Origin of the sequence: Marinomonas pollencensis, from assembly GCF_003387375.1 — a bacterium.
GTDB lineage: Bacteria > Pseudomonadota > Gammaproteobacteria > Pseudomonadales > Marinomonadaceae > Marinomonas > Marinomonas pollencensis.
The window spans coordinates 1-12457 of sequence record NZ_QUNG01000003.1 but is presented as its reverse complement, the minus strand read 5'-3'; the positions used below and the strand labels follow the sequence as shown (position 1 = coordinate 12457).

At 44.2% G+C, this 12457-nt stretch carries 13 protein-coding genes and 1 pseudogene; 9 read left to right on the top strand and 5 right to left on the bottom strand.

Annotated features, from left to right (window positions below):
• Positions 1 to 12: 12 nt before the first annotated feature.
• Positions 13 to 858 (top strand): choline ABC transporter permease subunit, encoded by an 846-nt coding sequence (gene choW, locus DFP81_RS05175; RefSeq protein WP_115896709.1) that lies wholly within the window; start codon positions 13 to 15, stop codon positions 856 to 858.
• Positions 859 to 860: 2 nt separating this feature from the next.
• Positions 861 to 2051: a choline ABC transporter ATP-binding protein gene (choV, locus tag DFP81_RS05170; RefSeq protein ID WP_115896708.1), complete on the top strand. Its 1191-nt coding sequence runs from the start codon at positions 861 to 863 to the stop codon at positions 2049 to 2051.
• A gap of 145 nt (positions 2052 to 2196) precedes the next feature.
• On the opposite strand, the gene DFP81_RS05165 is transcribed toward choV, so the two are convergent.
• From DFP81_RS05165 to DFP81_RS05155, 3 genes and pseudogenes are all read right to left on the bottom strand, one after another.
• Positions 2197 to 2607: an OsmC family protein gene (locus DFP81_RS05165; protein WP_115896707.1), complete on the bottom strand. Its 411-nt coding sequence runs from the start codon at positions 2605 to 2607 to the stop codon at positions 2197 to 2199.
• A gap of 88 nt (positions 2608 to 2695) precedes the next feature.
• Positions 2696 to 2929, bottom strand: coding sequence for a thioredoxin family protein (locus DFP81_RS05160; RefSeq protein ID WP_115896706.1), 234 nt, complete (start codon positions 2927 to 2929; stop codon positions 2696 to 2698).
• A gap of 11 nt (positions 2930 to 2940) precedes the next feature.
• Positions 2941 to 3938 (bottom strand): annotated as a pseudogene (locus tag DFP81_RS05155) (permease).
• A gap of 496 nt (positions 3939 to 4434) precedes the next feature.
• Between DFP81_RS05155 and DFP81_RS05150 the strand changes: the two are divergent.
• Positions 4435 to 5721 carry an MFS transporter gene (locus tag DFP81_RS05150; RefSeq protein ID WP_115896705.1) on the top strand — a complete coding sequence of 429 codons (1287 nt, stop codon included), beginning with the start codon at positions 4435 to 4437 and terminating at the stop codon, positions 5719 to 5721.
• A 24-nt stretch (positions 5722 to 5745) separates the two neighbouring features.
• Here the strand turns inward: DFP81_RS05150 and DFP81_RS05145 are convergent, their stop codons facing one another.
• Positions 5746 to 6357: a LysE/ArgO family amino acid transporter gene (locus tag DFP81_RS05145; protein ID WP_115896704.1), complete on the bottom strand. Its 612-nt coding sequence runs from the start codon at positions 6355 to 6357 to the stop codon at positions 5746 to 5748.
• Positions 6358 to 6456: 99 nt separating this feature from the next.
• On the opposite strand from DFP81_RS05145, the gene DFP81_RS05140 reads away from it, so the two are divergent.
• Together DFP81_RS05140 and galU are read left to right on the top strand one after the other, a co-directional pair.
• Positions 6457 to 7338: an ArgP/LysG family DNA-binding transcriptional regulator gene (locus DFP81_RS05140; RefSeq protein ID WP_115896703.1), complete on the top strand. Its 882-nt coding sequence runs from the start codon at positions 6457 to 6459 to the stop codon at positions 7336 to 7338.
• A 63-nt stretch (positions 7339 to 7401) separates the two neighbouring features.
• Positions 7402 to 8232: a UTP--glucose-1-phosphate uridylyltransferase GalU gene (gene galU / locus DFP81_RS05135; protein WP_115896702.1), complete on the top strand. Its 831-nt coding sequence runs from the start codon at positions 7402 to 7404 to the stop codon at positions 8230 to 8232.
• Between the two features lie 52 nt (positions 8233 to 8284).
• Here the strand turns inward: galU and DFP81_RS05130 are convergent, their stop codons facing one another.
• Positions 8285 to 9073, bottom strand: a complete 789-nt coding sequence (locus DFP81_RS05130) for an inositol monophosphatase family protein (protein WP_115896701.1) — start codon at positions 9071 to 9073, stop codon at positions 8285 to 8287.
• Between the two features lie 281 nt (positions 9074 to 9354).
• On the opposite strand from DFP81_RS05130, the gene DFP81_RS05125 reads away from it, so the two are divergent.
• The 4 genes from DFP81_RS05125 to DFP81_RS05110 all read left to right on the top strand — a co-directional run bounded on the left by DFP81_RS05125 (position 9355) and on the right by DFP81_RS05110 (position 12265).
• A complete protein-coding gene (locus DFP81_RS05125) occupies positions 9355 to 10080 on the top strand; it encodes an RNA methyltransferase (protein ID WP_115896700.1) in 726 nt (241 codons plus the stop codon).
• A gap of 100 nt (positions 10081 to 10180) precedes the next feature.
• On the top strand, positions 10181 to 10960 hold the full coding sequence (locus DFP81_RS05120) for a TatD family hydrolase (RefSeq protein WP_115896699.1): 780 nt from the start codon (positions 10181 to 10183) through the stop codon (positions 10958 to 10960).
• Positions 10957 to 11832, top strand: coding sequence for a sugar nucleotide-binding protein (locus DFP81_RS05115; protein ID WP_115896698.1), 876 nt, complete (start codon positions 10957 to 10959; stop codon positions 11830 to 11832). Before DFP81_RS05120 ends, DFP81_RS05115 begins: the two co-directional genes overlap by 4 nt.
• A gap of 22 nt (positions 11833 to 11854) precedes the next feature.
• Positions 11855 to 12265, top strand: a complete 411-nt coding sequence (locus DFP81_RS05110; RefSeq protein WP_115896697.1) for a hypothetical protein — start codon at positions 11855 to 11857, stop codon at positions 12263 to 12265.
• Positions 12266 to 12457: the final 192 nt, after the last annotated feature.

Here is a 12457-nt window from a genome sequence, read left to right as displayed (position 1 = left end):
CGGGAGAAAAATATGAATTGGCTAACGGATAATAAAATCCCTCTTGGCGCCTGGATGGAAAGCTTTGTTGACTGGCTTGTAGGTTCAGCTTCTGGCTTTTTTGATCTGATTTCCATGGTATTAGAAACCATGATCACATCTATGGTTGACTCTATTATGTGGGTTCATCCGCTGGTCGTAATTGCGATTGTCTTGGTTGGTGTTTGGTTCTTACACCGCAGTATTGGCTTATTGGCCTTCATTACCGCCTCTTTATTGTTAATAATTAATATGGGGTATTGGGAAGAAACTATTCAAACCTTGGTGTTGGTGGTGTCAGCGACGACTTTCAGTGTGATTATCGGCGTGCCAATTGGTATTGCGGCAGCGCATCGCTCTTGGTTGTATACCATGTTGCGACCTATTTTAGATTTGATGCAAACTATTCCTACCTTTGTGTACTTGATTCCAACTCTTATTCTATTCGGTCTAGGTTATGTGCCTGGTCTGATTTCAACGGTTATTTTTGCTATTGCAGCGCCTATTCGTTTGACTTACCTCGGTGTTAGCAAGGTGCCAAGTGAGCTATTAGAAGCTGGGCTTGCTTTTGGTTGTACAAAATCAAAATTACTTTACAAAGTAGAGCTTCCTGCTGCGATGCCAAGCATTATGGCCGGTATTACTCAATGTATTATGCTGTCTTTGTCTATGGTGGTTGTAGCAGCTTTGGTTGGGGCTGATGGCTTAGGTAAGCCAGTAATCCGCGCCTTGAACACGGTTAATATTTCGCAAGGCTTCGAAGCGGGTGTTGCTATTGTCTTGGTCGCGATTATGTTGGACCGTATTTGTAAAACACCATCGATGAGAAAAGAGGGATAATAATGGCTGTGGTAACAATAGAGCATCTAGATATTGTTTTTGGCGATAATTTAGCCAAAACACTCCCTCTAATGGATAAAGGGCACACACGTAACGATATTCTCGGTTTGACTGGTGATGTGGTTGGGGTTCAAGACGCCAACATCGAAGTTAACGAGGGCGAAATTTGTGTCTTAATGGGGCTTTCAGGCTCTGGTAAATCGACCTTGCTTCGAGCTGTTAATGGACTCAATAAAATTGCCCGTGGACGCTGTTTAGTTAGAGACGGTGACGAGATGGTCGATATGGCCACCTGTGATGAGACTAAGTTACGTCATATGCGAACTCATCGGGTGTCTATGGTGTTTCAAAGTTTTGCATTAATGCCTTGGCTGACGGTATTAGAAAACGTCGCCTTCGGTCTTGAAATGCAAGGTATGGGGCTAAAAGAGCGTCTGTCTAAGGCGAAAGAGCAGTTAGACATGGTGGGCTTGACCCAATGGGCAGATAAAAAACCAGATGAGCTATCTGGCGGTATGAGACAACGAGTTGGATTGGCTCGGGCTTTTGCGATGGACACGGATGTATTGTTGATGGATGAGCCTTTCTCCGCTCTTGATCCCTTGATTCGCTCTCAATTGCAAGATGAATTGATTGAACTGCAAAAGCGCTTAAACAAGACGATTATCTTCGTTAGTCACGATCTGGATGAAGCGCTAAAAATCGGCTCCAAAATCGCCATTATGGAATCTGCTCGCATCATTCAGCAAGATGAGCCTGAACAAATAGTATTGAACCCAGCCACGGAATACGTTGAGAAGTTTGTGGCTCATACCAACCCGCTCAATGTCTTATGTGGCAGTGCGCTAATGACTCCGATTGCAGAACTAGCGAAGAAAGAAGCGCGTTTTTCTGTAGGTGAGAACCTTTGGTTGGCGTTGGATTCTGGTCAATTCCAAGGTGTTTATAACCTCGAAGAAGAAGTAGCTAGTGCTCAATGGGCACCTGGCATGCCGATAGAGCAGGTTCCAGCAAATACCGTTGTTCGAGTAGATGAAACAATCACTATGCGTGATGCAGTGGAAATTCGTTATCATACAGATCGACCGTTGGTGCTAGAAAATGCAGGCCAATGTGTGGGTATTTTGAGCGACCATAACTTTTACCATGCGCTGTTAGGTAAGCATTTTAGTCGTACCGAAGTGTCGTCATAAGAGAATAATCCGTGGTGTTTTTAACGCCGTGAGGTTTTTTTAGTTCTGTTCAATGTAAAGCGAAGATAAGGTTTTTATCTTCGCTTTTTTGTCACTCTTTTAGCGACACACGTGTCTGGGGCTTATGATGGCTGTGAGCAAGCCATTAGGCTCGAACTAATGTCCCTGTGAGCTCAGTACCGGGGGCTATGGTATTAAATACGGTGCCGAACTTGCGAACATTGTCGTGTAATAAGGCGAGCCTGTGATCCGACTCTTCGGTTTTGACTCTGATGCTATATTGGATAGATTCCATTTTGGGGGGAGTGTCTTGTCGGACACCATGAATTTCTACTTCAAGCCCTTCTAGATCAAACTTTAAAATTGGTGTTACCCGTTCAATTCCTTTAATTATGCAGGCTGCTAAGGCTCCCATTAATAGCTCTGCAGGATTAAAGGCGTCAGCTCGACCTTGTAAGTCGGTGTCGATAACTAGAGAGGCGTCTTTACAATTGACTGTGCTGCCATGGGCATCAACTCGATTAGCGATGACGCGAAAGGTCATTTTACTGCTCATAATAGTTCTCCAAATGGCTTTTGCTCCAAACATACGTTAACCGTTCGAGAAGCCGCCAGATAACAGTTAACGAGGTGTCGTACTTGTATTATGCCAACCATTCTTTGATGTCTGCTGCCTGTGGAACGGAGCCTGAATGGACTAGCACCTCATCTATGACCACCGCAGGTGTGCTCATCACACCATATTCCATCATGGTTTGAGGGCTGGTTTCCTTTTCGACTGAAACCGCTGTGCCTTGCTCTTGAGCGACGGCTTTAATGAGCTCCACTGATTTGCTGCACTTTGCACAACCGCTACCTAGTACTTTGATAATTTTCATAATCTGATCCTCTATAGGAAAGGGGTGAAGAAATTAAACAGCCAACCGACTAGGGTGAATGAAAACAACAACATCACAAATAATGTTGCCAATAACTTCCACTGCATGACTTGTTTTAGCAAAATGAATTCAGGAAAGCTGGCGGCAACGGTACTCATGCAAAAAGCCAGTGTTGTGCCTATTGGTAAACCGTTAACGATGAGACTTTCCATCACTGGGATCACTCCTGTTGCGTTGGAATAAAGAGGGATACCAAGTAATACCGCGGCAGGCACAGACCACCACTGCCCGTCTCCTAAGTGTTCTTGCAACCAACCATCAGGGATGAAACCGTGCAACGCGGCGCCCAGTCCAACACCGACAATGACCCACTTCCAGACACGTCCAAAAATTTCAAATGATTCTTCCTTAGCGAATTGATGGCGCTCTTTATAGGAAATTTGTTTTGTTTTTAACCTTGTCTTGACGGCGTCTTGTTGACCATATTTACCTTTAGCAAGCGCTTTGGCGGCAAAAGATTGTAGCCACCTTTCTGCTTTGATTGTATCGAGAAACAAGCCTCCTAAAATTCCAACGGACATGCCGATTACCACATAAAGTAGCGTGAATTTCCAACCTAAAAGGCCCATTAGCAATAGCACGGCCACTTCATTGATCAAAGGGGAGGTGATCAAAAAGGCCATAGTGATGCCTACGGGTATGCCCGCAGAGGTAAAGCCTAAGAAGATAGGAATGCTCGAACAGGAACAGAATGGGGTAATAGCGCCAAAACCAGAGCCCATAAGGTAACCCATGCTGCAATGTTTTCTAGCTAAGTAGTCTCGCACGTTTTCGATGTTTAATGACGCACGCATGAGGCAATTAGGTAAATCATAAACAAGAGTAAGGCGAAGATTTTAGTGACGTCTTCAACAAAGAAGTGCAGGGCATCGGCTAATTTTGTGTCGGGCGACAAGCCTAAAATGGTGTAAGTAAGCCAACTTGCAAAATCCATAAAAATACCCAGCATAACTTGAGCCGCTTCAGTAAAAAGCGTGATCGACTCCAATGGAAAGGAGACTTCTTAAATTGGCGTAAAAAGAATCCATAAATTGTGCTACTGCGTGCCTTTTGTGTCATTGACTTAGATCGTCTTTCATTGATTTATATTTTCTTCGTGAAAAATCATGCTGCATTTTTTGATCTTAGTAGCGTTTTTATTGGCTTTATTAGAGTGATAGAGAGTGGCCAAGGGGCATTAATCATCAATATCGGCGCTTTGTTTTTTTGAATGGATATTGTCCGTTAAATAAACTTGAATGATGCTGCAATAAGCTTGAGTAGGTAGATTTGATTTTTGCTTTATACGCGTTACCCGCTCTACACTGAGTCATAGAAAAGTCATCTTGGTGGTAATTTTTTTAAGCGATTGATTAGTTATTGCATTCAGCAATTGTGTCGGTATAGTCTGCCGAAATTATAACCACCTATTTTGCTTACATTGCCTGCTAATACGAAGGATGTTCATGTTTAAAACCTTACTGCTTCCTATTTGGAGTTTGCTTTTTGGTATTGCTATTCTTTCGATGGCAAGCGCCTTGCAGAGTTCATTGATTGGTATACGAGCCTCAATAGAGTCTTTTGATACTACGGCGACAGGTTTAATTATGTCGTCGTACTATTTGGGGTTTATTGCCGGTTCTATTTTGGTGCCTGTTTGGGTTAAAAATGTTGGCCATATTCGCGTCTTTGCCGCAGTAGCGTCCTTGGCTTCGGTGACCATATTGATGCAATCTGTGGTGGTAAATCCTTGGTTTTGGATGCTGATGAGGATGGGAACAGGCTTGTGTTATGCCGGTTTGTATATCGTTACGGAGAGTTGGTTAAACGACATTGCCACCAACCAAACTCGAGGCCGACTATTTTCCATTTATACCATTGAAATATGGGCCAGTCAGACGCTTGGGCAGGTGTTATTGAACTTGTCTTCTCCTGGGGGTTACGGCTTGTTTATTTTGACCTCGGTGCTGATCTCTATGGCGTTGGTGCCTTTGTTGTTGGTGCGCACACCTTCTCCAACCATTAATGTGCCGGAAAAGCTCAATATTGTGGGGTTGATTAAGACCGCGCCGCTCGGGGTAACAGGGGTGACGGCTGCCGGGATCACTGCTGGGGCGTTGTTGGGGCTTGGTGCTTTATATGCTCAGAGTATTGGCATGAGTATTGGACAGATCTCGTTATTTATAGGTGCGAGTTATGTTGGCGGGATGATTTTGCAGTGGCCGATAGGAAAGCTGTCGGACCGTCAGGACCGTCGTGTGACGATATTATGGGTAAGCCTAGTAGGTGGGCTAACGGCCTTTATTGTGCCGTTTGGTAATATGAGTAACAGTCAGGTGATTATGATGGTGGGGATGTTCTGTGTAGGGGCATTTACTTTCCCAATGTACTCGTTAGCGTCATCTCACATGAATGACCAATTACGCCCGGAACAAATACTTTCCGCGAGTAGTGGCATGATTTTGCTCAATGGTGTGGGTGGTATGATGGGCCCCTTACTGGCAGCCTCTTTAATGGACTTTATTCAAATTGATGCCTTGTTCTGGTTTGTTGCAGCGATTAACTTTTCAGTGGCTTTGATGGCCTTGTACCGGATTAACTATCAACCGCCGATGGTCATTGAAGAGCAAAGTGATCCGATTCAAGTGGCGCTGTCTGTGAGTCCTATTGCCACCGCAGAAATGTGGGTAGAGGCGGATTCAACTTCGTCCACCACCCCAGATGAAAGCCATGAGGTTGAAATTAAACTATAGCCTTCTAGACTCAACCATTAGTGGCTAAGTCACTAATGGTTGAGTGGCAATTTTCACTGCGATACTAGTAATAAGCAGTGCATTAGCACGATTAAACCAACGCCAAAAGAGTGCAGATTTAAGCCATTTGGCGCAAGCATGACCAACCAAGGCGAGGGTTAAAAACCACAGGCAAGAGGCCACTGCGCCGCCCACCACAAACAACCATTTATCGGCCAAAAACTGATTAGATAAACTTCCCATTAAAATCATCGTATCGATGTAAAAGTGAGGGTTTAGCCAAGTCACAGCAAGAGCCATGCTGAGTAAGCTCCATCCTGCCAAACGTTTGTTCAATTGCTCTACTATGATCTGCTCATCCATAAAAGAAGAGCGCCATTTTTGTGCGGCAAACCAAAGTAGAAAAATCACGCCACCCCAACGAAACAGCATTAACAGCCAGTCGCTGTTTTGAATCAGTAAACCAAACCCAAACGCACCAAGGGCAATAGCCAGCACGTCGCTAAGGATAAATAAAAATGCGATGGGAAAGGCGAGATGACGCTTTAGGGCTTGCTCGAGTAAAAAACTATTTTGGGCGCCAACCGCGATAATTAGCCCGCCGCCGGTAATCGCTCCGCTTAAAAATGCAATCATGTTGCTCTCGTTATGTCTTACTTGTTTGAATGTCTTGATACTAAAGAGGTTTACAATTAAATTTAAATTAATTTAACTTAAATTACATAAGAAATAGTTATGATGGATTACAAGGCTCTATCGTGTTTTGTGGCCGTGTTGCGCTTTCAAGGTTTTGAGCGAGCTGCAGACTACCTTGGTTTAACGCAATCTGCTGTTTCTCAGCGTATCAAACGTTTAGAGCAAGACTGCGGTGGACCAATATTGATCAGGGCGCGCCCGATTTCAGCAACCCCGTTGGGCGAGCAATTATTAGCGCATGCCAATAAAGTGGCTATCTTAGAAGATGGTCTTTTTGAGTCTTTGCAACAAGAGCACAGCCATCAGCCATTGGCAATAGCGATCAATTATGACGCACTGGCGACCTGGTTTCCGCAAGTGCTCAGTGCTTTTTCTCGTATTGATGAGACGAGGTTGCATATTAAAGCCGCTGATCAAGGTAAGACGCGAGAAATTTTGCAAACTGGTGAGGTGGTGGCTTGTTTAAGCCAATTAGGAACCCCTGTGTCAGGGGGCGAGTCGGTGTTTTTAGGCAATATGACCTATGAGTTAGTGGCGTCTCCTGAATTTATACGTAAACACCTAGATGGGGTGATTAGTGTGGCCACGGTGATGTCGGCTCCTTCACTTATTTTTGATGAGTTTGATGATCTATGGGGGCGCTACCAGGATGAGTGTCTACAAGTAAAGGCGGACATTCGTAATAGTCACTGGTATCCTTCCTCTCATGGTTTTGTAGAAATGGTAATGGGTGGTACGGTCTGTGCTTTAGTTCCTAGTGTGCAGGTAAAAAAAGAGCTTAAAGAGGGGCAGCTCGTTTCATTGTTCCCTAATAACAGGCTCAGCGTGCCGCTGTATTGGCATTGGTATAAATTAAATTCTCCGGTTTTGGATCGTTTAACGAGTGTTATTTTATCAACGACACGTAACACGTTAAGCTAATTAATAGGCCGCTACTTTTATGCGTTAGTGGCCATTCTTTAATGCTATTTTTAAGGATAGAGTATGATTCGTAAATGTTTATTCCCTGTGGCAGGATATGGCACACGATTTCTACCTGCAACCAAGTCGATGCCTAAGGAAATGCTTCCTATCGTAAATAAACCTTTGGTGCAGTACGGTGTGGAAGAAGCGGTACAAGCGGGTCTAAAGAACGTCACCTTTGTAACGGGTCGTGGTAAGCGAGCAATTGGTGAACATTTTGATATTAGTTATGAACTTGAACACCAAATTTCTGGTACCAGCAAAGAGCAATATTTAGAAGGTATTAGAAACCTGATCGCGGATGCCGTGTTTTCTTATATTCCACAAAATCAAATGTTGGGTTTAGGTCATGCTATTTTGACCGGTGAGCCATTAGTCGGCGGCGAAGCATTTGGTGTGGTATTAGCGGATGATTTGTGTTTTGGCGAAACCGACGATGATGGTGTGATGGCACAGATGGTTAAGTTGTATAACCAGTTCCGTTGTACGATTGTGGCTATTCAAGAAGTGCCAGAAGACGAAGTGCATAAATATGGTGTAATTAAAGGCGATGATATGATGGAAGGTCTTTATCGTGTCACTGACATGGTGGAGAAGCCAACGAAAGAAGAGGCGCCTTCTAATTTAGCGATCATTGGTCGCTACATTTTGACACCTGACATTTTTGATAAAATACGTAATACACCTGCAGGCCGAAATGGTGAAGTGCAAATCACTGATGCTATATTGCAGCAAGCTAAAGAAGGGTGTGTGTTGGCGTATAAATTCAAAGGTCGACGCTTTGACTGCGGCAGTGTAGATGGTTTCGTAGAAGCAACGAACTATTGCTATGAGAATATTTATAAGTCTTAAATTAGACTTTGAAAAAAAGGCCCACTTTCAAGTGGGCCTTTTTGTATGAAAATTATTTCAAGTGCTTGTTTAGAGTCGGTAATAAAACCTTGAATAAACGTGGGTTAGCGCATAATACGTCGCCATTTTCAATGCTCGGAGAACCGTCAAAGTTGGCGAACAGGCAACCTGCTTCTTTAGCAATAAATAGAGAGGCTTGCATTTCCCACTCTTGAAGCTTGATGCCCCAAGCAGCATCTAAGCGACCTGCAGCAGTGTTGACAAGCATCAGGGCTGGCGCATCTTGCATAACAACTCGTGCCCCTTTCTCAGCTACTTCAGACAAAACGGTTAATTGGCCAGATAAGTAAGGCGCAGTTCGGTCTGTCGCAGGAAATTGAGCAGCAATGGTTGTTTTTTCGAGTGTGCGTGCAACGCTAGTGCGAATTCGAGTGTTGTTTAGGTAAGCGCCGCGGCCCTTACTGGCATAAAATTCGTCTTTTGTGTGAGGGTTTAGCACGAGAGCGTGCTCAACTTTACCAGCAACTAGATAACTCATAGTGATGACATGACCGGTTAGACCACGGCTAAACAAATGTTGCCCTTGGATGGCATCAATGATCCATTCACCTTCTTCACCGTTTTGCACGCTGCCTTGTAGGCGGGTGGTAATAGTGTCACCAGGGTAGGCTTTTTCTAGATGGTAAACGATTGCACGTTCCGCACCTGAACATACTGTTTGGTAAACTTGTGCGGCATCTTGCCCTTGCTCTTTGTCGAAAAGAAGCTTCTCTTGAGAGTGAATGATGTATTCTGCTGCTGCGCGAGCAGCTTTGATTGCGACATTGATTCTAGGTTGCATAGGGTACCGTCAATTGTTCCAAATAAGAGTCATGTGCCGCCTTTAGTCAAAGACGTCACAGTTGCTAATAAAGTGTTAAAGAGCGAGTGCCTTTCTATATTGCTGCAATGCTTTATGAAGCAATCTTAAGAAAGGCACAAAATATGAGCGCGGATTCTAACGCAAAAGGAGTTTTTTAACCAGTGCAAATTGTTCAAAAACTGATCGCTTTAAGGATTTGAAAGAAAAATCTGTTAACATTCACAAAATCATTCGATCGCTGGAAATTGGTAGTTCATAACATGCAGAATAAAGTAAGAATTGTCTTGGTAAACACGTCTCACCCAGGAAATATTGGCGCGGCCGCCAGGGCAATGAAAAATATGGGGTTGGCCGATCTCTACTTGGTGGCTCCTAAGCAATACCCAAGCCCTGAGGCGGTAAGTCGAGCGGCTGGTGCGACGGATATATTAGATAATGCGGTTGTAGTTGATAGCCTAGAAGAGGCGCTAGCAGATTGCCAGTTAGTGATTGGAACCAGCGCGCGCGAGCGTCATATTCCATGCCCTCTAGTGGATCCAAGGCAAGCAGTGGATTTGGTTTTTGAAGAGCAGTTGGAGACCGCATTTGTGTTTGGGCGGGAAGACCGTGGACTGACCAACGAGGAGTTACAGCGTTGCCATTATCATGTGCATATTCCTTCGGTTGAAGACTTCAGTTCACTAAATCTTGGGGCTGCGGTGCAGGTGATTGCCTATGAACTTCGTATGAAAGGATTGTTGATAGCTGATGCTCCAGTGGTTGCGCCCAAGTGGGATGTTCCTGCTGCTACCGTTGAACAGCTCGACTTTTTCTTAGAGCATTTAGAAAAAGTACTAACAAAAACTGAGTTTTTGGATCCGAAAGCACCTCGTAAAGTGATGACGCGTTTTCGCCGCTTATATCAACGAGCGCAATTAGATCAACAAGAAGTAGGTATGCTGCGAGGTATGTTAACTGCAGTTGAGAAATGCACCAAAGTGGACTAATTGTCATTTGAAACCATAATAATGGTAAAAGAGCTCTATTTTTCATATCTATGCTTAGTGCTCTCTAGGCGTATCCTGTTTCATGATGTAATCTTTATTGATGTATAACGATAGCCACTGTCATTTAGATTTTAGCGTGTTTGATAGCTCACGTGATGCTTTAATGAGTGCTTGTCAGCAAGCGGGAGTAGAGGGTTTTTTGGTGCCTTCTACAACGAGATCGAGCTGGCAGCGGGTTACTCGACTCGCTGTTGCGTACCCGCAGTGGCGAGTAGCTTATGGCTTGCACCCTTACTTTCTTGGTGAGGCCAAGAGTGATGATATTGAGCATTTGGCAGAGTGCTGTGAAACCAATGATGCGTTAGCGATAGGTGAAATAGGGCTAGATTGCTGGCCGGGTGCGATGGCGTTGGATAAGCAACAGTTTTTCTTTTCTCGACAGCTCATAATCGCGCGTGATTTAAAACTTCCGATTATTGTTCATGCGCGAAAAAGTTATGATCTAGTGATTAAAGCAGTACGCGACACAGGCTTTATTTATGGCGGGATAGTGCATGCATTTAATGGCAGCCTTGTGCAAGCAAACCGTCTGCAGGAACTGGGCTTTATTTTAGGAATAGGTGGCACGATTACCTACCCTAGAGCAAAGAAGGCGCATCGAGTGTTAGCGGAATTAGAGGATACAGCTTTTGTTTTGGAAACGGACTCACCGGATATGCCAGTGTGTGGTTTTCAGGGAGAGGTTAATACCCCGCTTTCGATCCCTCGTATCGCACAGAGCGTAGCCAGAATAAGAAACAGCAGTGTTGCCGACATTGCTCGACAAACAAATAATAACCTTCTTAGTACTTTTCCTAAGTGGTACAAGGATACACTTTGACTAATAAACAAGATATTAATGCCCCGATTCGTGTCCTTTTATTGGGCGCTGAGTCAGAAGTGGGGGCCGCGTTATTAGAGCTTTCTAAAGCGCAGGGAGACATTGATTGGGTATGCCCTCAGGAAAGTTTGCTATTGGAGCATGGTGCTGCACAAGAATTGGCCGCAATAGATTACGATGTGGCTATTGATGCGCTTAGCTTGCGTTATGCGTTGCAAAGCGATTACGGCAAATTTCAAGCTACATTAACTGCCGTCAGTGAGGCATCTGCGCCCCTTATTATGATAAGTAGTGCGCGCGTTTTTTCTGGTGATAACAATGTTCCTTACCTTGAGACAGATACGCCAGATAGTGCCGAGCCTTATGCCCAAGCCCTGATTCAATCAGAGCAACTGGTCGCAAAAAATGAGGCGAACATTATCTTAAGAACGGGCTGGTTATTCAGTGGCAAAGGCGATGATTTTGTTTGTCGTACATTAGGTTTAATTCAAGATGGCGTTAACCTTGCTTACAAAGACAACTTGCTTGGCAGTCCTACACCAGTATCGGACTTGGCGCGCGTTGTGCTGTCTTTGATCAAGCAACGACATTATGGCGCGAGCAATACAGGTGTTTACCATTATTGCTGTGCGGAAGAAATCAGTTGGGTGGGGTTGGTCGAGGCTATCTTAGTGACCTCTAGTCAATTCGACCCAAAGGCACAAATGGAAGTAGAGTCTTTAGAAGGGGCGTTTTCGGAAGAGGATGGCGTGGTTGTTCAGGTTAAAAGACAGTCGCTCTCGTGCCGGAAAATATTTAACCATTATGGCGTAAAACAAAGACCATGGCGTTCTGTATTGCGTAATTTGGTTAGAGAGCTTTATAAATCATAATTAAAGGGAGGTGAAGTTTAGCGTGAATAAAATCAATCATAAAGCCATAGTGCTGGTCTTCTTATTGCAAATCCTAGTCGGTTTTTTGTGGTATTCAGCTGTTCCTACAGCGTTGATTGATGCTAATCAAGGTATGGCTAAACTTCCTTCTATTGAGCGCATTGTAGGCTTTGTTCTTGCTTCCTTTGTTTACTTGTATTTTACGGCTTGGTTGCTGGTAAAAGTAAAGCCTATGTCGAGTTTTTCTATGATGATATTGGTAGTGGGGGTGTGGCTCTGTGTCGTCTTGCCTAACTATCTATTTATTAGCTTTTACTTACAGTTAGATTACTCAAGTGCGTTTTATTTGTTGTCTTATGGGGCGGTTTGTAGCTTTCTTGCTGCGGTCATTTTACCCATGTGGCGGGCATCCCGCTCTATTTTCAAAAGTTAGTAAACAGCGGTTTTGTGCTGTGTTACAAACTCGATTAGAGGGCTAATACGTCGTTGGAATAGGAAAGGAAATAGCTAATACCAAATGGTATTAGCTATTTTTGTTTGCCCAGCGAAGCTGGCAAACCCGTCAGGTTGAAAGAAACCTGTCTTACCCCGACTGAGGGGAAGAGAATCCGAATCGCAAGGGCGT

What these genes read in the sequence shown, in the direction of transcription:
- DFP81_RS05150 (WP_115896705.1), top strand. Translation starts at nt 4,435, where the DNA reads ATGTTTAAAACCTTACTGCTTCCTATTTGGAGTTTGCTTTTTGGTATT.
- DFP81_RS05120 (WP_115896699.1), top strand. Translation starts at nt 10,181, where the DNA reads ATGTATAACGATAGCCACTGTCATTTAGATTTTAGCGTGTTTGATAGC.
- DFP81_RS05130 (WP_115896701.1), bottom strand. Translation starts at nt 9,073, where the DNA reads ATGCAACCTAGAATCAATGTCGCAATCAAAGCTGCTCGCGCAGCAGCA.
- choV (WP_115896708.1), top strand. Translation starts at nt 861, where the DNA reads ATGGCTGTGGTAACAATAGAGCATCTAGATATTGTTTTTGGCGATAAT.
- DFP81_RS05140 (WP_115896703.1), top strand. Translation starts at nt 6,457, where the DNA reads ATGATGGATTACAAGGCTCTATCGTGTTTTGTGGCCGTGTTGCGCTTT.
- choW (WP_115896709.1), top strand. Translation starts at nt 13, where the DNA reads ATGAATTGGCTAACGGATAATAAAATCCCTCTTGGCGCCTGGATGGAA.
- DFP81_RS05160 (WP_115896706.1), bottom strand. Translation starts at nt 2,929, where the DNA reads ATGAAAATTATCAAAGTACTAGGTAGCGGTTGTGCAAAGTGCAGCAAA.
- DFP81_RS05165 (WP_115896707.1), bottom strand. Translation starts at nt 2,607, where the DNA reads ATGAGCAGTAAAATGACCTTTCGCGTCATCGCTAATCGAGTTGATGCC.
- DFP81_RS05145 (WP_115896704.1), bottom strand. Translation starts at nt 6,357, where the DNA reads ATGATTGCATTTTTAAGCGGAGCGATTACCGGCGGCGGGCTAATTATC.
- DFP81_RS05125 (WP_115896700.1), top strand. Translation starts at nt 9,355, where the DNA reads ATGCAGAATAAAGTAAGAATTGTCTTGGTAAACACGTCTCACCCAGGA.
- galU (WP_115896702.1), top strand. Translation starts at nt 7,402, where the DNA reads ATGATTCGTAAATGTTTATTCCCTGTGGCAGGATATGGCACACGATTT.